Raw genomic sequence first — 21,477 nt, forward strand, 5'->3', positions numbered from 1 at the left:
CGCCTGGGCCAAGCAGCAGGACCCCGGCTGCGTCCGCCGCCTGATCCTCGTGATCGGCACGAACGACCTTCGCCGCTTCCGCGTGCCTGAAGAGACGCGCGACTACGTCCGCCAGGTCGAGCAGACGCTGCACGCCTGGAGGCCGGAACGGGCGCTCTGGGTCACGCCGTCCTGCTTCGATCCGCGCCGCAACCCCACCCTGCACCGCGGGAGCAGCCTGCTCCAGCCGCAGCTCGCGGCGTTCAAGGTCACGTCGCGCTGGCGGATGCTCGACGGCTACGTGGATGGCTGCCCGTCCCTCCGGCGCGGGGACGGGGTGCACCCGGACCCTGACACCGCGGAGCGCTGGTGGCATCGTGCGCTCGATGCCGTCGACCGGGGATTCGTTGATGCGCCGCCGCCTGCCACTCCTTTTGCTGCTGCCGTTCCTGCTGCCGTCCGTCCCGTTCCTTCCGCTGTCCGCCCCGGCCCGGGCGATGGAGTTCGCGACCGAGACCGACGGCGACACGACGCTGATCATCGGCCTCGGCGAGATCCGCCTCGGGGACGAGGGGCGCTTCGCGAACCTCCTCGGGCGGCTCGGGCAGCGGATCGTCCTCGTGCTGGACAGCCCCGGCGGGAACGTGTGGGCGGCGAACAGCATGCGCGGCTCGGTCGCGGGCCACGGCATGACGGTCCTGGTCCCCAGCGGCGCTGACTGCGCTTCCGCCTGTTTTCTCCTCTTCGCCGCGGCACGGGACCGCGTGGTGGGGCGCGGCGCGCGCATCGGCGTCCACAGCGTCTCCCGCGGCCGCGGGGTCGAGAACACCGAGACGCGGGCGGCCACCACCGAGTTCGCGCGCCTCGCGAACAACTACGAGGTGCCGCCGGCGATCGTGGCGCGCATCGTCACCACGCGCCCCAGTGAGATGGCCTGGCTATCCGAGGCGGACATCCTGAGCATCCGCAACACCCGCATCGTGGACACGCCGCCCGTGAACGTCCCGGCGCGCCCGGCCATGCCGGAGCCGGCGACACCGGCCGCCACCCCGGTCCCCGGCCCGGCTGCGGGCGGTACGGTCTCGTCGGGTCCGGCCCCCGTCGCGCTGCCGTCCCCGCCCGCCAAGCCGTCCGGCACCGGAGGGGCTTTCGCCCAGGGGCGTGCGGACTGGGCAGTCACGCAGGACTGGGTGCAGGGCCAGTCCGGCAGCCTGCGCGCGGGGATCGAGTCCTGGGTACGCCGCCGCAGCATGCGCAACCCCGGCGGCTGCGAGAACCTGGACCCGGATTTCGCGCGCGGCTGCGCGGAGGCGCGGCGCCGCTTCGCGCCGATCGACGCGCGGCGGATGACGGATCCAGAGTACCGGCGCGGCTTCAGCCCGGGCTAGGTCTGGGGCAGGCCGCCACGCGCTCGGCCAGCGGCGCGCGGCGTGCCGTCAGGTGGCCGGCGCCAACGCGGCAAAACGTCCGGCGAAGGCGTCGCGCTCCGCGGGGCTCATGTGCAGGCCGCGCTTGGTGCGGCGCCAAAGCGCATCCTCCGGCGCCCTCACCCATTCCCGCGCGCGCATCCACTCCAGCTCCCGCGCGGTGATGCCGCCGCCCAGGTCGCCGCCCAGCTCGTCCATGGACCGCGCCCCGTCCAGCACCCTGTCCAGCAGGCCTCCATGGGTGCGGATCAGGCGGTCCAGCAGCGGCCGATCGAGGAAAGGATGGGCGCGGGCCATGGCCTCCGTGAAGGCATCGCGCGTCAGGCCGCCCAGGTCGCCGCCGGGCAGCGCGGCTGTGCCGGTCCAGTGCGTGCCGGCGCGGCCCAGCGCGCGGCCGATGTCGTCCACCGCATCCTCCGCCAGCCGGCGATAGGTGGTGATCTTGCCGCCGAGCACCGAGAGCAGCGGCGCGCCCTGGGTGTCAAGCTTGAGCGTGTAGTCGCGCGTGACGGCGGAGGGATTGTCCTCCCCGCTGTCGAGCAGCGGGCGCACGCCGGAATAGGTCCAGACGATGTCGTCCGGCGTGATGGGACGGCGGAACTGGCGGGAGACAGCCTCGCAGAGATAAGCCGCTTCCTCCGGCGTGCAGCGCGGCGGGCCGGAGGCGGGGTCGTGCACCACGTCGGTCGTGCCGACGAGGCTGAAGTGTTCCTCATAGGGGATGACGAAAACGATGCGGCGGTCGTCGTTCTGCAGGATATAGGCGTGGCTGCCTTCGTACAGCTTCGGCACGACGATGTGGCTGCCGCGGACCAGGCGGATGCGGCCGGCCAGCCGAGCCCCGGCCGATTCCTGCGCGCCCATCACCCAGGGGCCGGCGGCATTGGCGATGGCGCGGGCGCGCACGGTGCGCTCCGTCCCGTCGGCACCGCGTAGCGTCGCGGTCCATGCGTCGGCGGCCCGGGTGGCGCCGGCGAAGACGGTGCGGGTCAGGATCTCGGCACCGCGGTCGGCGGCGTCGCGGGCGTTCAGCAGGACGAGGCGGCTGTCCTCCACCCAACAATCCGAATACTCGAAGCCGTGGGTCAGGTCCGGCCGCAGCGGCGCGCCCTGGGGGACACGGCGGAAGTCCAGGCCCTCGCTGGCCGGCAGGGATTTGCGGCGGGCGAGGTGGTCGTACAGGAAAAGGCCAGCGCGGATCATCCAGCGCGGCCGCATCTCCGGCCGGTGCGGCAGGACGAAGCGCATGGGCCAGACGATGTGCGGCGCGATGCCCAGCAGCACCTCCCGCTCGGCCAGCGCCTCCCGCACGAGGCGGAACTCGTACATCTCGAGGTAGCGCAGGCCGCCGTGGATGAGCTTGGAGGAGGAGGAGGAGGTCGCCTCGGCGATGTCGCCCTTCTCGGCCAGGATGACGGACAGGCCGCGCCCGGCGGCGTCGCGCGCGATGCCGCAGCCATTCACGCCGCCGCCGATGACGAGGAGGTCGAAGAGGTCGCTCACAGAAGCCTCGTGCGCAGGCGGGTCACCAGGATCTCCGCGGCCAGCACCACGGCGAAGATCGCGAGCAGGATCGTCGCCACCTGCTCCCAGCGGAAGAAGTTGATCGCGTCGTCCAGCACCACGCCGATGCCGCCGGCGCCCACGAGGCCGAGCACCGCGCTCTCCCGCAGGTTGATGTCCCAGCGGAACAGGGCGACGCCCCAGAAGGCCGGGCGGACCTGGGGCCAGACGGATTTCAGCATCTCGGTCGCCCAGGGGGCGCCGGCGGCGCGCAGCGCCTCCCGCGGGCCGTGGGCGGTTTCCTCCAGGGCTTCGGACAGGAGCTTGCCGACGAAGCCGATGGAACGGAAGGCGATGGCGAAGACGCCGGCCGCCGCGCCGGGGCCGAAGACGGCGACGAAGATCAACGCCCAGACGAGCGAGTTCACGGAGCGCGAGGCCACCATCAGGAACTGCGCGAGGACGTTCACCACCCGGATGCGGCAGATGTTGCGCGCGCCCATCAGGGCGATGGGGAAGGCGAGGAGCAGAGAGAGGATGGTGCCGAGCGTCGCGATGTGCAGGGTCTCGATCATCGCGCCCTGGATCGAGAACGCGTGGGCGAGGTCGGGCGGCCACATGCGGATGAACAGGTCCGCCATCTGCTCGGGCGCGTCGGCCAGGAATTCGGGGATGATGTCGATGCTGCGCACCGCCCAGACCACGGCGGCGACGCAGGCCAGCCAGACCGCCCAGCGGGCAATCCGCTCCCGCGGGGTGTGGCGGGTCCATTCCCGGCGCAGCGGCGCGACGGGATCGGCGATCACGGCGCTCATCGCAGGGCCGCCCGCACGCGGCCGGAGACGAGCTCGGCCAGGAAGATCATCGCGATGATGGCGATGAGGATGGCGGCGACGAAGTCGTAGTCGAAGCGCTTGAAGGCAGCGAAGAGCGTGCCGCCGATGCCGCCCGCGCCGACGATCCCGACGAGCGTCGAGTTCCGCAGGTTGCTGTCGAGCTGATAGATGCAGAAGCCGAGGAATCGCGAGGCGACCTGCGGCAGCACGGCGTAGGTGAGCACGCTGCCGAGCGGCGCGCCGGTCGCGCGCACGGCCTCGACCTGCTTCATCGAGATCTCCTCGATCGCCTCCGCGAACAACTTGGCGATGAAGCCGATGGAGGCGACCACCAGGGCGGCCGTGCCGGCCAGCGCGCCGAAGCCGATCGCCTTCACGAAGATGATCGCGACGATGACGTAGTGCAGGGACCGGCAGACCGCGATGAAGAAGCGCACCGGCCCGCTGACCCACCAGGGGGAGAGGTTGCGCGCCGCCAGCAGGCCGAGCGGCAGGGAGAGGAGGATGCCGATGGCAGAGGCGAGGACGGCGATCTGCAGGCTCTCGACCAGGCCCTCCACCATCAGCTCCCACCGGGCGAAGTTCGGCGGGATCATGCGCCCGAGGAAGCGCCCGGCCTCCCCAAAGCCGACGGAGAGCCGTTCCCAGGAAAGCCCGAGCGTGGAGGCGGCGTAGACGGCGTAGATCGCGAGCAGGATCAGGCCGATCCGCATCGGCCAGTCCGGGCGGAAGGCGACCCGGTCGCGCGCGGGCGCCGGCGTGGCGGTGGCGCTCACAGCCAGTCCTCGCCGCCGTAGATCTGGCGGAGGTGGGAGGGCTCCAGCGCCTCCGGCGGGCCGTCGAAGACGATGGCGCCGCCGGACATGCCGACGATGCGGCGGGCGTAGCGCTTCGCCAGCTCGACGTTGTGGATGTTGATGACCACCGGCACGCCCTCGGCGGCGGTCAGGCGGGCGAGGAGTTCCAGCACCTCCACCGCGGTCTTGGGATCGAGGCTGCTCGTCGGCTCATCGGCCAGGAGCACGTCCGGCCGCTGCATCAGCGCTCGGGCGATGCCGACGCGCTGGCGCTGGCCGCCGGAGAGGGCATCGGCGCGGCGCGTCGCCTGCTCCGGCAGGCCGACCGCGTCCAGCAGGCCGAAGGCGCGGTCGATGTCCTCCGCGGGGTAGCGCCGGAAGGCGGCGCGCCAGAAGCCGACATGGCCCAGGCGGCCGGTGAGGAGGTTCTCCATCACCGACAGCCGCTCCACGAGGTTGTATTCCTGGAAGACCATGCCGATCCGCCGCCGCGCCAGCCGCAGGGCGCGGCCGGACAGGGCGGTGATCTCGGTGTCGCCCAGGCGAACGCTGCCGCGCGTCGGCTCGACCAGTCGGTTGATGCAGCGGATGAGCGTGGACTTGCCGGTGCCGGAGGGGCCGATCACGGCGGTGATCCCCTCCGGCGCCACGGACAGGTCCACGCCCCGCAGCACCGGCTTGCCGGGGACGTATTCCTTGACGAGTCCCCGGATGTCGAGCGCGGCGCCCATCAGTTCGCGCGGGCCGGCGGCTGCGCGGCCGGGGCGGCGGGCGTGGAGCCCGGACCCTGGGTCGGCGCGACATGCGTCGGCGCGGCGGTCGCGCCCCCGGCCTGGGCATTGCGACGGGCCTCCGCCTCCAGCTCGCGCCGGCTCTCCGCGTCGAAGGCGGCGCGGTTGTAGGGGGCGTTCACGGCATCGGCCACGGCGCGGACCGGGGCCCACTGCTCCGCGTAGTTGGCGGGCCAGAAGCGGTCGTTGCCGCCGAGGTCGCGGGAGAAGGCCTCCGGCGCGCGGAAGTCGAAGAAGCACTGGCGGATGCGCTGCGCCAGCTCCGGCCGCAGGTCATGGGCCAGGGCGAAGCTGCTGGTGGGGAAGGGATCGCTCTCCCAGATGACGCGGAAGTTCTCCCGCCGCACCTGCCCGCGCGCGATCATGCGGTTGTAGACGTCCGAGGCCACGGGCGCCGCGTCGTAGTCGCCGGCGTTCACGCCCATCACGCTGCGGTCATGCCCGCCGGAATAGACCACGCGGTAGTCGGTATCCGGCGTCAGGCCCTGGGCGGGGAAGAAGGCGCGCGGGGCGAGGTTGCCGGAGTTCGACGTGGCGGAGGTGTGCGCGACGCGGCGGCCCTTCAGGTCCGCGAGCGTCCGGTACGGGCTGTCGGCGCGCACGATCATCACGACGCGGTAGGACTCGAAGCCCGTCGCGTCGCCCTTCACCGCGAAGGGCACCGCGCCCGCGAGGTTGACGGCGAAGGCGGTCGGGCCGGTGGAGAAGCCGGCGATGTGCAGCCGGCCGGACCGCATGGCCTCCACCTGCGCGGCGTTGGAGGTGACGGTGAAGTAGACCACCCGCTTGCCCGTGCACTGCGTCAGGTAGTCCAGGAAGGGGCGGAACTGGTTCGCGTAGAGCGCGGGGTCCTCGACCGGCGTGTAGGTGAACACCAGGGTGGAGGGATCGCGTTGCCGCGACGCCTCGGTCGGCACGTCGGCCACCAGGTCGCGGTTGGCGTCGCAGTAGGCCTCGTCCAGCGCGCCCCGGAAGGGGCAGGCGGCGCCGGACTGGGCACTGGCAGGGACAGTGGCGAGGGCCAGGATGGCGGCCGGAACCCCGGCCAGCAGGAACCTTTTCACGCGGCGTTCTCCCTCATGTGCTCGGATCGGGCCGCCAGCACGGCGGCGGCGAATTCGGCGAAGCCGCGCCCACCGGGCGCGTGCGTCACATAGGCGGGACGTGCCTCCATCCTGTCCAGATGCGGCGCGACGTTGGCGACGCCGATCGAGAGGGGGACGGCGGCGAAGAGGGGCGCGTCGTTCGGGCTGTCGCCCAGGAAGGCCGCGGTGGGCAGCGCGTGGTCCAGCGGCTCGAACAGCGCGTCGAAAAGGGCGGCGATCCCCGCCCGCTTGTCCCAGTCCCCGAACCAGGCGTTCACGTGGATCGAGGAGACCTTCGCCTGCGCGCCGCCGTCCCGGAACACCGCGGCGATCCGCGCGGCGTCGTCCAGCGGCAGCGGCCCCGCATCCTCGGCGAAGTCCACCGCGACGTCGAAGAGGCGGAAAGGCTGGTCCGCTGCGATCCGCGACCCCGGCACGGCGGCCATGGCGACCTCGGCCAGGGCCATCAGGCGGCCGCGGCCTGCCAGGCGCACCGCCTCCTCCTGCGCCTGCCAGCGGAGCATCCGCCGGTTCGCGCGGTCCTCGGCGTACCACAGGGCGCCGTTCTCCCCGACCACGGCGGCCACCGGCCACTGGCGGGCGATGGCGTCGCACCACCCCGCGGGCCGGCCGGTGACGGGGATGACGCGCAACCCGGCCCCGGCGAGCGCTTCCATCGCCGCATAGGCCACCGACGGCAGGCGGCCCTCCTCGGTCAGCGTATCGTCGATGTCGGTCAGGATGGTGCGCAGCCCGGCCAGCCGCGCGGGCGGCGCGGCGGAGAGCGGCTCGGGGCAGCGCGCGGTCACGGCTCGGTCGGTCCTCCCATCAATGTGGAAGGTGCCACACCGATCGTGGAGGATCAAACACCCGATGCAGGCCCCGCCGCTAGGTCCCGGCCCGGTCGCGCTCCCCGGTGGCCACGTGGATCTGCACCCCCGCCCGCCCCAGCGCGGCGGCCAGGGTCGGCGGCGGCGGCGAATCGGTCACCAGATCGGTCAGGCTCACCAACTCCGCCACCCGCTCCAGGTAGGCGTGGCCGAACTTCTCCGCGGTCAGCAACAGCATCCGGCGCGGGGCGCGGGCAATCATCGCGCGCTTCACCCAGGCCGCCCGGCTCTCCGCGTCGCTCGGCCCCTCCGCCGTCAGGCCGGAGGCGCCGATCACTGCGAGGTCGGCGCTGAAGCGGCGGAGAAAGGCATCCGTCTCCGGTCCGTAGAGCGCCCGCTCCGCGGGGTAGAGGTCGCCGGGCGCCATGAGCACGCGCAGCCCCGGCCCCTCTCCGGCGGCCAGCGCCACGGTCAGGCCGTTGGTCAGCAGCGTCGCCCGCGTGCCGCGCGCCGCCAGCGCGCGGGCGAAGGCGGTGGTGGTGGAGCCGGCATCGACCATCGTGACCGCCCCGGCCTCCACCAGCGCCGCCGCGGCGGCGCCGATCAGCGCCCGCGCTGCGCCGCCCGTTGCCTCCCGCGCCGACAGGTCCGGCTGCACGCCGGGATGGGTGACGGAGGCGCCGCCATAGGTCCGCCGGACCGCGCCGGCGGCCGAGAGCGTCTCGATGTCCCGCCGCACCGTCTCGGCCGAGACGCCGAAGCGGGTCGCCAGCGCGGAGATCCGCACCGTCGGGTCCGTCCCCAGCGCCGAGAGGATGGCGGCGTGCCGCGCCTCCTTCCCCGGAGCCCCCTGCTGACGCCGTGCCATGAACGTTCCTGCCCGAGTTCGCCGCAAGGTGATCGGGGCGCGGCGCCGGCGCAACGGGTCACGCCTCCGCCCGCTCCCGCTTCCTCACCCCAGCCCCCATCTGACGAGCCGAACACGCAGGACCGACGGAGAGGCTGATGGACATCAAGCGCGTGGGCTCCCGCCCCTCGGGAAAGGGGCCGGAAGAGTGGTTCACCGGCGCGGTGCGCGTGGACCCGCTCTTCGAGGCACCCGACCCCGCCCGTGTCGCCGGCGCCCTCGTCACCTTCGAGCCGGGGGCGCGCACGGCCTGGCACACACATCCCCTCGGGCAGACGCTGATCGTCACCGCCGGCCTCGGCTGGGCGCAGCGGGAGGGCGGGCCGGTCGAGGTGATCCGCCCGGGCGACGTGGTGTGGTTCCCGCCGGGCGAGAAGCACTGGCACGGCGCGACCGCCACCACGGGCATGAGCCACATCGCCATCCAGGAGAAGTTCAACGGATCGCCCGTGGACTGGATGGAGAAGGTGACGGACGCGCAGTACGCCGCCGGTCCGCTGGCTTGACGCGATCTTCCGGCCCTGCGCGCCGATCCCGCCCAGCGCTTGGCCCAGGTGAAGCTCCCGTGACACTCTCGCCGCATCCTGAACCGGAGTGGACCGCATGATCCGCCGCCGCCCCCTGCTCGCCGCCGCCGCGCTCGCCCCCGTGGCGGCCGCGGCGCAGACCAGCCCTGCCATGCCCCGCGCCGGGCGGCGCGACTGGGCGGCGCAGGTGCCCAACCTCCGCATCGGCGTCCTCGGCGGCGAGTCGGAGGCAGACCGCCTCGGCCGCTACGACGCCTACCGCAAGCTGCTGGAGGACACCTTCGGCATCCCCGCCCGCCTCTTCTTCGCCAGCGACTATGCCGGCGTGCAGCAGGCCTTCTCCGCGAGGCAGCTGGAGATCGCGAACATGTCCCCCGCCGCCTACGCGGGCGTCTGGATGGACACGGACGGCGGGGTGGAACCGATCCTCGTCACGAAGGAGCCCGACGGCAGCACGAGCTACCTCGCGCTGATGTACGTGCGCGCGGATTCCGGCATCACGGACATCCAGGGGATGCGCGGCAAGTCCATGGCCTGGTCGGACCCCAACTCCGCCTCCGGCTACCTGATCCCCCGGGCGGAGCTGCGCGCGGCCGGCATCAATCCGGAGCCCGGCCAGTTCTTCTCCCGCACCGGCTTCGCGGGCGGGCACGACCAAGCGCTGGTGGCGGTGCTGCAGCGCCAGTACGACGCCGGCGTGTGCTGGTCCTCCGGTCAGGGCGACGAGGCGCGCGGCTACTCCCGCGGCGTGCTGACCGCCGCGGTGGAGAAGGGCATGCTGAACATGCGGGACATCCGCATCATCTGGCGCAGCCGTCCCATCCAGAACGGGCCGATCGTCGTGCGGAAGGACCTGCCCGCGTCCTTCAAGCAGGACATGGTGGACTTCCACCTGGCCCTGCCGGCGTCGCATCCGGACATCCACCGCGCGATCGAGCGCGGCAGCGCGATCGGCTGGGCCGTCACGCGGCACGAGGACTACGCGGTGTTCGTGGACATGCGCCGGGCCGAGGCGGCGGAGCGGCGGCGGCGGAACTGAGGAAGGCGGGGGGAGAGAACTCCCCCGGACCCCCTCCTTCTTTTCTCGGGCTGCCGCGGACGGTGGAAACGGGCTTACTCGACGTCTGACGTCCGCGGCAGCCTGACAAAGAGGGAAGGGGCAGCGCGGGCGTTTGCCGGGGAAGACCTTTCCCCGGACTTCAGGACGCCGTCTGCCGCGCCAGGAACTTCGCCCGCTCGGCCGGATTGTCGATATGCGCCGCGGCGCGTTGCCAGACCGTGTCCACCGGCGCGCCGTCGGCCGCGGCACGCTTCACGAGCACGCCGGCGATGGGGCCGATATGCGGGAGCAGCGCCTGGCGAACGCGGTCCAGCTCCGCCGGGCTGGCGGAGGGCGCGCCCGCCGAGCGGTCCGGCGCCGGCCCTGCGGCCTCCACCGGCGCGGGCTGGGCAAGGGAGGCCCCGAGGGTCCGGGCCGCCTCCGCCCGGAAGCGCTGCCGCTCCTCGGGTTGATCGATGCTGCGGGCCAGGGCGTCCAGCAGCGCGTCCCGGCTCGTGGCCTGCCGGGTGGCGCTGCGCAGGATCGCGCCGGCGATCGGGCCGACATAGGCGGCCAGGCTCCGCTCCACGACGCTGACCTCGGACGGGTCGAGCAGGCTCTGCGCCGGGCCGCGAGGGGGCAGAGGCGGAGCGAGGACCGTGCCCGCCTCCGCGGCGGGGATGGCGCTCAGCGCCGCCCGCAGCGCCGCCGCCATCTCGGCCGCGCTCGCGAAACGGTCGGCCGGGCGCTTGGCCAGGGCGCGGGTGACGACGGCGGCCACCGCCGGAAAGCCCGTGACGATTCCGGGCGGCAGGGCCGGGGTGGGGGCGTCCACCACCTTGCGAACCGTTTCCAGCACGGAGCCGCCGAGGAAGGCGCGGGTGCCGGACAGCAACTCGTGCAGCACGGTGCCGGTGGAAAAGAGGTCGGTGCGGTGATCCACCCCTTCGCCGAGGCAGGCCTCGGGCGACATGTAGCTGGGCGTGCCGATCATGTCGCCGTGACGCGTCAGGTCGGATTCCCCGAAGCGGGCGATGCCGAAATCCGCGACCTTCGCCCGCAGCCCCGGCAGGACGAGGATGTTGGCGGGCTTGATGTCGCGGTGGACGATGCCGGCCGCGTGGGCGCAGTCCAGCGCGTCCAGCACCTGGCCGACCAGATGCGACGCCTCGGCCACGCTGAAGCGCCTGTTCTCCGCGACCATCCCCTGCAGGGTGGTCCCGTCCACGAACTCCATGGCCAGGAACGGTTGGCCCTCATGCGTGCCGAAGTCGTGGATGGCCACGATGTTCGGGTGGGCACATCGGCCCGACGCGCGGGCCTCCCGCCGGAAGCGGTTGAGGAAGTCGGCGCCCTCCTCCCCCTCCAGCAGGGCGCGGGCGACAAGCTTGATCGCGACGGTGCGGTCCAGCTCCGGGTCGTGGGCGCGCAGGATCAGGCCCATGGCCCCGCGCCCGATCATGCCCTGAACCTCGTAGCGGCCGATCCGCTGCGGCAGTTCCTCCGTCATCCCCGGCGTCCCCGGCCGCCCCTCAGGCCTCCAGCAGCTTCATGGCGTTCACGAGGCTGCGGCGCATGAGGTTGAAGGAGCGGGCGAGGGAGGAGATCTCGTCGCGGCCCTCCGCGGTGAATTCGGGGGTGTCCAGGTCGCCGCCCGCCGCACGCTCGGCCGCCGCGGTCATCTGCTGGATCGGGCGGATGACGACGAAGTGCAGCAGCAGGTTCAGCAGCAGCAGCATGACCAGGAACACGGCGGCCAGGCTCGCCAGCAGCAGCACGAGCTGGCTCTGCGCCCGCTCCAGCGGCACGCTCATCGGCACGGAGACGATCTGCGCGCCGATCACCTCATTCAACTGCCAGCCGAAGCCGTTGCTCGGCCCGTAGAGGTCCACCATGGAGGCGGGCGCGACCGCGGGCGTCGAGTGGCAGGTGAGGCAGGCGCGGTCGGTGATGCGGAAGGGGCGGGAGAAGGTGAGGACGGGGCCGTTCGGCGTGGCGCGCTGCCCGACATGCTCGGTCAGCGCCGCATCGCGCCGGAAGGTGTTGATGATGTCGGACTCCCAGTCCGTGGCCCGGTCGGCCGGGTTGGTCGGGTTCAGCGCGGCTTCCTTGTAGTCGTAGTCCGGGAAGTTGCGCCCCACCGTGCGCAGGACGGTCTGCGCGGCCCAGGAGGGGACGGTGTGCGGCAGGAAGCGAACGGCGTTCTGGTCGGCCAGCAGCGGCGCGACCTCACCGCTGGTGTAGCCGCGGACGGCGGTGGCCTGGTGCATCAGGAGCGACGCCTCGTGCAGCACCTGCCGGCGGGCGGTATCCTCGGCGATGGTCTTCGTGAAGAGGGCGGCGAGCCCGATGCCGACCAGGAAGGCGGCGACCATCACGAGGTTGAACTTGATTCGTAGGCTCACGAAACGCCCTCCGCGGCTCTCGCCGCCTTCCCCACTCGGGCGTCCGGTCCCCCCGTCCGCCAGCTTCCGCCGTCAGCGATTCCCCACCAGCCGCGTGGCCTGCGCCCCCGTCAGCACGCCGGTCATCTCCGCCCCCAGCTCGAACTGAAAGCGACGGATGGCGGCGCGGGTGTTGGCCCCGAATACGCCATCCGCGACCCCGTTGTAATAGCCGATCGCGGTCAAGGCTGTCTGAACGCGCCGGCGGTCCGCGACCGTCATCCTCGCCTCGTCCGGCAGGGTTCCGGCGGATGCATCGGGGGCCGCCGAGGCGGCGGGCGACGGGACAGCGGCCGTCGCAGGTGGAGCGACCGGGGCCGGTACCGCGGCAGCGGGCGGTGCCGCCGGCTGCACGGGAGCCGGGGCGGGCGCGGGGGGCGCGGCGCCGCCGGCAAGCTGGACCGGTGCGGTCGGCTCGCCCAGGGCGAGAAGGCTGGCAGCCGGCAGGCGGCGCCGCACCCCGGCCAGCAGGTTGCCGAGCGTGACATCCGGCCCCGCCAGCTCCGCCCGCAGGGCGCCCGCGAGGGATGGCATCGGCGAGGACCCATCGGGCGTTGCCGCGATGAAGCCGACGCCGCCCGCGGCCGCGGCCTCCGCCAGCGCCGTCAGCCCCGAGGCGCCGCGCAGCCCGGGGGCGCCCGGGGCCGAGGGTGAAGTGGTCGGGGGTGAATAGGCGTCGAGGGCGACCAAGCCGCCCGCCGCGCCGTTCCGCAGCAGCGAGTCGGCCACCGCCCGCGCGAGCAGCCCCTGGGTCAGAACGTCGGACTCCCGTTCGAGCACGGCGGAGACGGGGAGCAGGAAGGGCCGGCCATTGTAGGTCACGACATGGCCGCAGACATAGGCCACGGCCACCGCCCCCGGCGCTTCCCGAAGGCGGCGGGTGAAGGCGACCCAGGCCGCGTCCGCTTCGCCGCGCCCGGCGTCCATCCGCTCCGTCAACTCGAAGCCGAGGCTGCGGAGGGCGGCGGCCACGCCGCGGGCCGCCTGCGGGCAGCCGGGAAGGGGCGGGATGGAGGGGGTGGCCGAATAGGCCCCGTTGCCGATCACCAGCGCCACCCGCGCGGGCTGCGCCGCGGCCGGACCGGCCAGAAGGGTGAGGAGGGACAGCGCGCCGAGCCCACCCCAGGCCACGTGGCGACGCCAGCGCCCCAGGGATGCCGTCAACGCTTCTCGGGATCGGGGGAAATACGCGCGAGCCATGCGTTCCGGAGACTAGCACGCCGTGGCGCAGCGGAGCGAGACGCGGCGGCATGGATTCCGGGACAGGACCACGGACCAGCGGCCAGAGCCGGACTACTCGAGATCCCGGAGCGCGTCCCGCACCATCGCGCGCAGGGCATCCGGGTCGTCCAGGGCGCGGGCGAGCAGCAGGGCCAGCTTCGCCAGGAAGAGGCGCTCCCGGTCCGCGCCGGCCGCCTCGATCCCCTCGGCCAGGATCTCCCAGGCCGTTTCCAGCCGCTCCGCGGGATCGCTCATGCCCGCCCCATCATCCGGTCCCGGGCCCGTCGCAGCGCGCCCGGCGGCGCGGCGCGCCAGCGCCAGGCGAGGTGCGTGTCCGGCCGGACCAGCATCCCGGCGCCGGGCGCGTCCAGGCCGAGGGCGGCCGCCGTGTCGCCCCGCGGGCGGACGACGTGCAGGCCGAGAGCCCGCGCCTCCTCCTCCACGCCGCCGGGGCCGAGGAGCACGGCCGCTCGGCTGCCGAGTGCATCGTGCAGGTGGCCCCCGTCATGCGGCAGGTTCGGCAGGACGGCGCCGACCGGCACGCCGGCGGCCCAGGCTCCCCCTTCCGGCGTGTTCAACGGGGAGTCGGCATAGGTGATCGCGGTGGTCTGGCGCGGGTTCACCAGCGGGCGGGCGAAATCCTTCGAGACGGCGAGGCTGAGCGCCGCGTCTCGCATCAGCGCGTGGCCGCGGCCGGGCGGGGTCATGAAGAGGGTGCTTTTCCGGGACTGGCGGATGTTCTCCCGCGCCGCGAAGACCCGTTCGTCGGAGTAGCTGTCGAGCAGGGCATCGCCGCCCTCCCCGTGGATCACGGCAGCGAGCTTCCAGGCGAAGTTGTGGGCGTCGTCGATCCCGGAGTTCAGGCCGCGGACGCCAAAGATCGGAACGAGGTGGGCGGCATCGCCGAGGAAGAGCACCCGCCCGTGGCGGTAGCGGTCCAGCGTCAGCGTGTGGGCGCGGTAGAGGCTGCGCCAGACGAGCTCGTAATCCGGTCCCTCCCCGATCATGGCAAGGTGGGCGCCGATGCGGGCGCGGACGCGGGGCTCGGCGAGTTCGGCCTCTGCGTCCTCGTCGTCGCGGAGCTGGTAGTCGATCCGCCAGATGTCGCGGGGCTGGCGGTGCATCAGCACGGTGGAGCCGGGATTGGAGGGCGGGTCGAACCAGGCGCGGCGCTCCACCGGCGCGTCCGAGGGGAACCGGATGTCGGCGATGAGGTAGCGGCCCTCGTAGGACGTGCCCTCCAGCCGCAGGCCGAGCGCGGCGCGGATGGCGCTGCGGGCCCCGTCCGCCGCAGCGATCCAGTCGGCGTGCAGGGTGTAGTCGCCCTCCGGCGTGCCGATGCGCAGCGCGCCATCCGACAGGCCCAGCACGCTGCTGTGCCAGCGCAGGTCGATCAGCGGCTCGGCGAGGGCGGCGTCGATCAGGATCTGCTCGGCATATCCTTGCTGCAGGTTGATCATCGGCGGGTGCCGGTCCTCCGGCCCGCCCGGCATGGCGAAGGACAGCACGGGGTGGCCGCGCCAGAAGCTGCGGCCGCCGGTCCAGGGAAGGCCCTGGCGCAAGGCTTCCTCTCCCACGCCGATGCCGTCCCAGATTTCCAGGGATCGGCGGGAGATGCAGCAGGCGCGGCTGCCGAAGGAGGCGCTGTCCCGCGCCTCGATCACCGTGCAGGCGACACCCCGGCGGGCGAGGCCGAGCGCGAGAGTCAGCCCGACCGGCCCGCCGCCGACGATCGCGACGGGATGCTGCGGGGATGCTCCATCGAGTTCCGGCGGGCGCGCGAAGGGATAGCGCGGGCGGTCGGCGTAGAGGCCGCTCTCCTCCGCCCCGCTCACGCGGCGAAGAGGGCCTTCGCGTGGTCGCGCAACTTCGTCTTCTGCACTTTGCCGCTCGCGGTCATCCCGATCGCCTCGAAGTCCGGGACGATCCTGAGATGGCGCGGCATGCGGAAGTTGGCGACCTGGGGGCGAAGCCAATCGAGCAGCGCTGGCTCCGTCGTCTGCGCGCCGGCGCGGAGGGTGACGAAGGCGACGGGAACCTCGACCAGGCGCGGGTCGGGGATGCCGACCACCTGGGCCATCTCCACGGCGGGGTGGCGCAGCAGCACCTCCTCCAGCTCGGCCGGGGCCATGTTCTCCCCGCCGACGCGGATCACGTCTTTCAGGCGGCCGACCATACGGAGGCGGCCCTCTGGTGTGAGCGTGCCGAGGTCGCCGGTCTTCAGCCAGCCATCGGGCGTGAAGGTGGCGGCCGTGGCCTCCGGGTTGTTAATGTAGCCGCGCATGATGTTCCAGCCGCGGACCTGGATCTCCCCGCGCTCGCCGGGCGAGACCGGGGTGATCCCGTCCTCTCCCGCGATGCGGACCTCCACGCCGGGATGCGGCAGGGCCAGCCCTTCGATCCGGAGTTCGGGCGGGTCGCGCCAGTCGTTCATCACGACGTTGGGGGAGGCTTCCGACAGGCCGTAGGCGGAGCAGAGGTTCTTCGCGCCCATCCGCTCCATGATCTCCCGCATCGTCTGCGGGCCGGCGGCCGCCCAGCCGCCGCGCAGGTGCAGGCGGCGCGAGGGGAAGTCGGCGTGCGACATCATCATCTGGAAGAGGGAGTCGTTGCCCGAGACGAAGGTGCAGCGCTCCGCCTCCATCATCGCCAGAGCCCCGCCCGCCTCGAAGGTCGGGAGGGTGACGAGGCAGGCGCCCGTGACCAGGGCCGCGAGGAGGGAGAGGGTGGAGCCGGCGACGTGGAAGAAGGGGCGGCAGTTGAAGTACCGGTCCCGCGGCTCCAGCCCGATCCGCATGGCGGCGGCGGAGGCGTCGCGCAGCATGTTCTCGTGCGTCAGCTCCACGCCCTTGGGGAAGGAGGTGGTGCCGGAGGTGAACTGGATCAGCAGCGCGTCGTCCGCGCGGACGGCGGCCTTGGCGGCGTCCAGCGCGGCGTCGTCCACGGCAGCGCCACGCACCAGGAAATCGTCCCAGCCGATGGCGGCGCGGGGTACGTCATCGCCGGTCAGGACGGCGGCGCGCAGGGTTGGCAGGGCCGTTCCGGGCAGCCCCGCATCCAGCGCCGGTTCCGCTTCTCGCAGCATCGCGGCGAAGTCGAGCTTCAGGAAGCGGCCGGCGGCCAGCAGGGCGACGCAGCCGGCCTTGCCCAGCGCGAAGGCCATCTCGGGCGGCTTGAAGCGGGTGTTCAGCGGGACCGTGACGGCGCCGATCAGGGCGGCGCCGTAGAAGGCGACGACCCAGCGCTCGTCATTGCCCATGAGGAGGCCGACATGCTCGCCCTTGCGGACGCCGAGGGCGATCAGCGCGCGGGCGACGCGATGCGCCTCCACCGACAGTTCGGCGAAGGTCAGGCGGGCAGTGGGGGTGACGAGCGCCTCCTCCCCGCCCCGCTGCGCGACGGCTTCGGCCAGGAAGGCGGAGAGGGGGCGCGGGGTCCAGGTCATGGCTTCGCCCCGAAGCTCGCGACGCCGGCGCGCCAGTCGCCGGCCAGGATCTCCTCGATGGCGAGGATTTCGGTGGCCAGGGCGCCGCGGGGGTCGAGTTCCAGGCCCTGGTCCACGCAGCGCTTCGCGATGCGCATGGCGTGGGGTGGGGCCTTGGCGATGGTGGCGCTGATCTCCGCCAGCGTGCCTTCCAGCGCGTCGGGTTCGACGAGGCGCGTCACCAGACCGGCCTCCCGCGCCTCCTCGGCGGAGAGGGTGCGGCCGGTGAACATCAGATCCTTCGCCAGCCGCTTGCCGAGGATACGCGGCAGGCGCTGGGTGGCGCCGACCGTGCCCCACAGCGCCTCCGGCGTGCGGAAGGAGGCGGCCGGGGTGGCCAGGATCATGTCGCAGGCCCCCGCGATCTCCACGCCTGATCCGATGGCGGGCCCCTCCACCACGGCGAGGCTCGGCATCGGCAGGTGCTCGATCGAATCATAGGCGGCGAAGGCGCGGATGCGGCGGGCGCGGACGTCGTTCTCCGACATGCCCTTGCGCTCCTTCAGGTCGGCGCCGGCGGAGAAGACCGGGCCCTCCGCGCGGATCACGACGAGGCGCGCGTCCTCCGCCGTGGCGCGGCGGGTGGCGTCCAGCAGGGCGGCGCACATCGCCATGTTAACCGCGTTGCGGGCGGCCGGGCGGGACAGGGTGATGGTCGCCACCCCGTCGGCCAGGGCGTAGCGGATCGGCTCGTCGGTCATACGGCTCCTGCCTCCCGCAGTGCCGCGATGCGCGCGGCATCCATGCCCAGTTTTTCGCGCAGCACCTGCTCCGTGTGCTCCCCCAGCAGCGGCGGGCGGTCCACGCGCGGGCCGTCCCAGCCGGCGAAGCGCAGCGGGACCGGCAGGGCCGGGAACTCGCCGAGCGCCGGGTGCTGGAAGGACGAGACCATGCCGCGGGCGCGGACATGCTCGTCCGTCAGCACCTCGTCCAGGTTCAGGACGGGGCCGGCGGGCACGTTCGCGGCGTCGAGCTTCGCGAAGGCCTCGGCGCGCGTCAGGCCGATCATGGCGGCTGATATGCCGGCCATGACCTCCTCCCGCCGCCGGACGCGACCGCTGTTGTCCGCCAGCTCGGAATCGGCGGCGAGGGCGTCCAGGCCGAGGGCTTCGCAGAGCGGCAACCAGTGCTGGTCGGAGCAGGTGATGTGCAGGTACTTACCGTCAGAGCATTTGAAGCTGGCGGAGGGGACGCGGCCCGGGTGCTCCGTGCCGAGGCGGGGCGGCACCTCGTCCAGGGCGAAGTAGCGGGCGGCGGCGATGCTCAGCAGCGCGACCTGCGCGTCCAGCATAGAGACGTCCACATGGCCACCGGCGCCGGTCTTCGTCCGTCCTTGCAGGGCGGCCAGGATGGCGATGGCGACCCACAGTCCGCTAGACAGATCCGCCACAGGGAGGCCGGGCTTTACCGGGCCGCCGCCGCGCTCTCCGGTCAGGGACATGAGGCCGCTCATGGCCTGGAAGACGGTGTCGTAGCCCTTGCGCTTGGCATAGGGCCCGTCCTGCCCGAAGCCGGTGCAGGAGAGGTAGATCAGGCGCGGGCAGTCGGCCTTCAGCGACTCCCAGTCCAGGCCACGGCGCTTCAGCGTGCCGACGGGGAAGTTCTCCACCAGCACGTCGGCCGTCTTCGCGAGGTCGCGGATGATGGCGCGACCCTCGGCGTGGCGCATGTTGACGGTGATGCTCTGCTTCGAGCGGTTGCAGGCCATGTAGTAGCCGCTGACCGCCTCCCCGTTCGGGCCCTCAGCGAAGGGCTCGAAGGAACGGGTCTCGTCGCCCGTGCCGGGCTGCTCGACCTTGATCACCTCGGCGCCCAGCTCGGCCAGGATCATGCTGGCGAAGGGGCAGGCGAGCACGCGCGAGAGGTCGAGGATGACCAGTCCTTCCAGCGGCCTCATGCGGAGCCTCCGGCGAGGGCGTTGCGTTCCACGCGCGCGGCGTCCTGGGCGGCGGTGAGGCTTTCCGGCGGGCGCGCCATCAGCCGCTTCAGCGCGGCCATGGCGGCGGGGGAGAGCTGGGACGCGGCCTCGGCCAGCGCGACCGCGGCGTCCAGCAGGGCGTCCGGGGCGACGACCCGGTTGACCAGGCCGGCGGCCAGCGCCTCGGCGGCGGGGATAGGGCTGCCGGCTGCCATCACCTCGAAGGCGCGCTTGCGCGAGAGTTGCGGCAGCAGGATCGGCGGCAGGATGGAGGGGAAGATGCCGTGCCCGGCCTCGGGGAAGCCGAAGCGGGCCCCCTCCGCCATCACGACCATGTCGCAGGCCAGGGCCAGCACGGCGCCGGTGCCGACAGCAGCGCCCTGCACGGCGGCGATGACGGGCCTCGGGCATTCGCCGGGGGCGCGCAGCATGGCGTCGGTGATGTCGATGCGGGCGCCGTAGAGTTCGCGGTTGCCGCGCAGCGGCGCCATCTCCGCCAGATCGCCGCCGGCGCAGAAGCCGGGGCCCTCGGCGCGGATGACAATGGCGGCGACGGACCCATCCGCGGCGGCATCGCGCAGGGCGTCCATGACGCCCTCGGTCATCTCGCGGTTCAGGGCGTTGCGCTTGGCCGCACGGTCCAGCACGACGAGGCGGATGCGGCCGCGATCCTCGGTGCGGATCACGCGGCGGTTCCCAGCGCGGCGTCGGCGGCGGCGGATGCCGGGGCGCCGCCGGTCAGGCGCAGGCGGACGGCCTCGGCCTCCTCCACCAGGCGGCGCACCACCTCGGCGGCGGGCAGGATCTCGTCGATCAGGCCGACGGTCTGGCCGGCTTCGACCTTGCCCCAGTCCACGTCGCCGTCGAAGGCCGCGTGCTTCAGGGTGCGGGACATGTAGAGCTCGGCGAGCTTCTCCTTCGCGTGGCCGGCGCGCTCGGCCGCGTCCACCTCGGCGGAGAAGAGGTTCTTCAGCTGCCGCACGGGCAGGCCGCCGCGGCCGACGAGCGTCGTGTCGGAGATACCGGCCGCGAGCAGCCGCGCCTTGTAGGCGGGGTGGACCGAGGCCTCCTCCGTCATCATGAAGCGGGTGCCGAGCTGCGCCCCCTCTGCGCCCAGCGCGAAGAGGGCGGCGATACCGGCACCGTCCGCCACGCCACCGGCGCCGATCACCGGGATTTTCGCGATCTTCGCCACCGCGCGCACCAGCACCATGGTCGAGACCTCGTCCGGTGCGGGGTGGCCGCCGGCCTCGCCGCCCACGACGATCAGCCCGTCCACGCCGCCCGCCTCCGCCTTCGCGGCATGCATCGGCGATGCCACGACGTGGAGCCACTTCGCCCCGTAGGCGCGGAAGCGCGGCAGCGCCTTCGGCCCGCCCTGGGAGGCGATGATGACGGGGACGCGCTCGGCTTCGGCGATGTCCAGGAACTCGGCGGAGCGCTTGTTGTAGAGGGGGATGTTCAGCGCGTAGGGCGCGCCGCCCGCCTTCACCTCCCGGATCGCCTCGACCAGCGCGTCCGGTCGCATCGGCCCCGCGGCGATGACACCGAGCGCGCCGGCGCCCGACACGGCCCGCGCCAGTGGTGCGGAGGAGGAGGCCCAGCTCATTCCCCCCTGCACGATGGGGTGGCGGATGCCGAGCAGCCCCGGCAGGCGCGAGGGAAAGCTCACAGGCTGGTCACCCCGGTGGCCCGAACGATCGGGCCCCACTTCTCGCCCTCGGCGCGGAGGAAGGCGAGGTAGTCCTCCCGACCCATGGGGGAGGGAAGGCCGGACTGGGCCTCGAACTGGCGGACGAGTTCCGGGGAGCGCAGGGCGGCGAGCGCGGCCTGCGTGATGCGGTCCTGCAGGGCAGGGGGCGTGGCGGCGGGGACGGTGAGTCCGTACCAGTTGTCCGAGTTCACCTTCGGCAGGCCGAGTTCCGCCATGGTGGGGACATCCGGCAGGGAGGCCACGCGGTTGGCGGTCGTGACGGCGAGCGCCTTCAGCCCGCCCGCATCCACGTGGGGCTTCAGCACGGGGATATCGGCGATCATGAAGTCCAGCCGGCCGGCCAGCAGGTCGGTGGAGGCGGGGGCGGCGCCGCGATAGGGGACATGGGTCGCCTCGAACCCCGCCTCCTGCGCGAAGAGGGCGCAGGCGAGGTGAAGGATGGAGCCGACGCCGGCGGAGCCGTAGTTGAGGGTGCCGGGCTGCGCCTTGCCGGCGGCGACCAGGGCCCGGAAGCCTGCCGCATGGGGGCCGCGGGAGGTGACGCAGAGCACCTCCGGCACGCGGACCGCCAGGGTGAGGTGGGCGAGGTCCCGGAAGGCGTCGAAGGGCGTCCCGCTGGGCATGGCGGGGCCGATGGCCAGGGCGCCGGCCCCGGCGAAGCCCAGCGTCAGGCCGTCCGGCGCGGACTTGGCCACGGCGTCGATGCCCAGCAGGCTGCCGGCACCGCCGCGGTTCTCCACCACCACGGGCGCGGCGAGCGGGCCGGCGAGGGCCTCCGCGAAGATGCGGCCGAAGATGTCGGCAGGGCCGCCGGCCGCGAAGGGGACGATGAGGCGCACCGGGCGGGCCGCCCCCTGGGCGCGGGCCAGGCCCGGCACCGCCAGGGCCGCGCCGGCGAGCGCCATCCGTGCAAGGCCGCGTCGGTTCATCGCTGTTTCCCCCGTCTGGACGGCGCGCTTCTCCGTCACTTCGTTG

At 73.1% G+C, this 21,477-nt stretch carries 21 protein-coding genes; 3 read left to right on the top strand and 18 right to left on the bottom strand.

What is annotated here, in order from left to right; translation table 11 throughout:
- Positions 1–389: 389 nt before the first annotated feature.
- Complete coding sequence (locus tag ACP6CK_RS22320; RefSeq protein WP_426955516.1) at positions 390–1,367, top strand: hypothetical protein; 978 nt, start codon at positions 390–392, stop codon at positions 1,365–1,367.
- 48 nt (positions 1,368–1,415) lie between these two features.
- On the opposite strand, the gene glpD is transcribed toward ACP6CK_RS22320, so the two are convergent.
- The 7 genes from glpD to ACP6CK_RS22355 form a co-directional block, all read right to left on the bottom strand.
- Positions 1,416–2,909, bottom strand: a complete 1,494-nt coding sequence (glpD, locus tag ACP6CK_RS22325) for a glycerol-3-phosphate dehydrogenase (RefSeq protein WP_426955517.1) — start codon at positions 2,907–2,909, stop codon at positions 1,416–1,418.
- A complete protein-coding gene (phnE, locus tag ACP6CK_RS22330; protein ID WP_426955518.1) occupies positions 2,906–3,724 on the bottom strand; it encodes a phosphonate ABC transporter, permease protein PhnE in 819 nt (272 codons plus the stop codon). Before phnE (ACP6CK_RS22330) ends, glpD begins: the two co-directional genes overlap by 4 nt.
- Complete coding sequence (phnE, locus tag ACP6CK_RS22335) at positions 3,721–4,521, bottom strand: phosphonate ABC transporter, permease protein PhnE (RefSeq protein WP_426955519.1); 801 nt, start codon at positions 4,519–4,521, stop codon at positions 3,721–3,723. The genes phnE (ACP6CK_RS22330) and phnE (ACP6CK_RS22335) overlap by 4 nt, the downstream gene beginning before the upstream one ends.
- Positions 4,518–5,273, bottom strand: coding sequence for a phosphonate ABC transporter ATP-binding protein (phnC, locus tag ACP6CK_RS22340; RefSeq protein WP_426955520.1), 756 nt, complete (start codon positions 5,271–5,273; stop codon positions 4,518–4,520). The genes phnE (ACP6CK_RS22335) and phnC overlap by 4 nt, the downstream gene beginning before the upstream one ends.
- Positions 5,273–6,397 (bottom strand): phosphate/phosphite/phosphonate ABC transporter substrate-binding protein, encoded by a 1,125-nt coding sequence (gene phnD, locus ACP6CK_RS22345; protein ID WP_426955521.1) that lies wholly within the window; start codon positions 6,395–6,397, stop codon positions 5,273–5,275. Before phnD (ACP6CK_RS22345) ends, phnC begins: the two co-directional genes overlap by 1 nt.
- Complete coding sequence (locus tag ACP6CK_RS22350) at positions 6,394–7,227, bottom strand: HAD-IIB family hydrolase (protein WP_426955522.1); 834 nt, start codon at positions 7,225–7,227, stop codon at positions 6,394–6,396. The genes phnD (ACP6CK_RS22345) and ACP6CK_RS22350 overlap by 4 nt, the downstream gene beginning before the upstream one ends.
- Positions 7,228–7,306: 79 nt before the next feature.
- Positions 7,307–8,116, bottom strand: a complete 810-nt coding sequence (locus ACP6CK_RS22355; RefSeq protein WP_426955523.1) for a DeoR/GlpR family DNA-binding transcription regulator — start codon at positions 8,114–8,116, stop codon at positions 7,307–7,309.
- A gap of 137 nt (positions 8,117–8,253) precedes the next feature.
- Here ACP6CK_RS22355 and ACP6CK_RS22360 point away from each other — a divergent pair, with 137 nt between their 5' ends.
- Positions 8,254–8,661, top strand: a complete 408-nt coding sequence (locus ACP6CK_RS22360) for a (R)-mandelonitrile lyase (RefSeq protein ID WP_426955524.1) — start codon at positions 8,254–8,256, stop codon at positions 8,659–8,661.
- 97 nt (positions 8,662–8,758) lie between these two features.
- Positions 8,759–9,721: a phosphate/phosphite/phosphonate ABC transporter substrate-binding protein gene (gene phnD, locus ACP6CK_RS22365; protein ID WP_426955525.1), complete on the top strand. Its 963-nt coding sequence runs from the start codon at positions 8,759–8,761 to the stop codon at positions 9,719–9,721.
- A 160-nt stretch (positions 9,722–9,881) separates the two neighbouring features.
- On the opposite strand, the gene ACP6CK_RS22370 is transcribed toward phnD (ACP6CK_RS22365), so the two are convergent.
- From ACP6CK_RS22370 to ACP6CK_RS22420, 11 genes are all read right to left on the bottom strand, one after another.
- Positions 9,882–11,231, bottom strand: a complete 1,350-nt coding sequence (locus ACP6CK_RS22370) for a serine/threonine-protein kinase (RefSeq protein ID WP_426955526.1) — start codon at positions 11,229–11,231, stop codon at positions 9,882–9,884.
- A gap of 22 nt (positions 11,232–11,253) precedes the next feature.
- A complete protein-coding gene (locus ACP6CK_RS22375) occupies positions 11,254–12,126 on the bottom strand; it encodes a c-type heme family protein (RefSeq protein WP_426955527.1) in 873 nt (290 codons plus the stop codon).
- 72 nt (positions 12,127–12,198) lie between these two features.
- Positions 12,199–13,329: a peptidoglycan-binding protein gene (locus ACP6CK_RS22380; RefSeq protein ID WP_426955528.1), complete on the bottom strand. Its 1,131-nt coding sequence runs from the start codon at positions 13,327–13,329 to the stop codon at positions 12,199–12,201.
- Between the two features lie 129 nt (positions 13,330–13,458).
- Positions 13,459–13,641 (bottom strand): hypothetical protein, encoded by a 183-nt coding sequence (locus ACP6CK_RS22385; RefSeq protein WP_426955529.1) that lies wholly within the window; start codon positions 13,639–13,641, stop codon positions 13,459–13,461.
- Complete coding sequence (locus tag ACP6CK_RS22390; protein WP_426955530.1) at positions 13,638–15,221, bottom strand: FAD-dependent monooxygenase; 1,584 nt, start codon at positions 15,219–15,221, stop codon at positions 13,638–13,640. The genes ACP6CK_RS22385 and ACP6CK_RS22390 overlap by 4 nt, the downstream gene beginning before the upstream one ends.
- Positions 15,218–16,831 (bottom strand): AMP-binding protein, encoded by a 1,614-nt coding sequence (locus tag ACP6CK_RS22395; RefSeq protein ID WP_426955531.1) that lies wholly within the window; start codon positions 16,829–16,831, stop codon positions 15,218–15,220. Before ACP6CK_RS22395 ends, ACP6CK_RS22390 begins: the two co-directional genes overlap by 4 nt.
- Positions 16,828–17,571 (bottom strand): enoyl-CoA hydratase/isomerase family protein, encoded by a 744-nt coding sequence (locus ACP6CK_RS22400; protein WP_426955532.1) that lies wholly within the window; start codon positions 17,569–17,571, stop codon positions 16,828–16,830. The genes ACP6CK_RS22395 and ACP6CK_RS22400 overlap by 4 nt, the downstream gene beginning before the upstream one ends.
- Positions 17,568–18,767: a CaiB/BaiF CoA transferase family protein gene (locus ACP6CK_RS22405; RefSeq protein ID WP_426955533.1), complete on the bottom strand. Its 1,200-nt coding sequence runs from the start codon at positions 18,765–18,767 to the stop codon at positions 17,568–17,570. Before ACP6CK_RS22405 ends, ACP6CK_RS22400 begins: the two co-directional genes overlap by 4 nt.
- A complete protein-coding gene (locus ACP6CK_RS22410) occupies positions 18,764–19,474 on the bottom strand; it encodes an enoyl-CoA hydratase/isomerase family protein (RefSeq protein WP_426955534.1) in 711 nt (236 codons plus the stop codon). The genes ACP6CK_RS22405 and ACP6CK_RS22410 overlap by 4 nt, the downstream gene beginning before the upstream one ends.
- Positions 19,471–20,460 (bottom strand): NAD(P)H-dependent flavin oxidoreductase, encoded by a 990-nt coding sequence (locus tag ACP6CK_RS22415; RefSeq protein ID WP_426955535.1) that lies wholly within the window; start codon positions 20,458–20,460, stop codon positions 19,471–19,473. Before ACP6CK_RS22415 ends, ACP6CK_RS22410 begins: the two co-directional genes overlap by 4 nt.
- Complete coding sequence (locus ACP6CK_RS22420) at positions 20,457–21,431, bottom strand: Bug family tripartite tricarboxylate transporter substrate binding protein (RefSeq protein ID WP_426955536.1); 975 nt, start codon at positions 21,429–21,431, stop codon at positions 20,457–20,459. Before ACP6CK_RS22420 ends, ACP6CK_RS22415 begins: the two co-directional genes overlap by 4 nt.
- Positions 21,432–21,477: the final 46 nt, after the last annotated feature.

This window comes from Muricoccus radiodurans, from assembly GCF_050154705.1.
GTDB classification, from domain to species: domain Bacteria; phylum Pseudomonadota; class Alphaproteobacteria; order Acetobacterales; family Acetobacteraceae; genus Roseomonas; species Roseomonas radiodurans.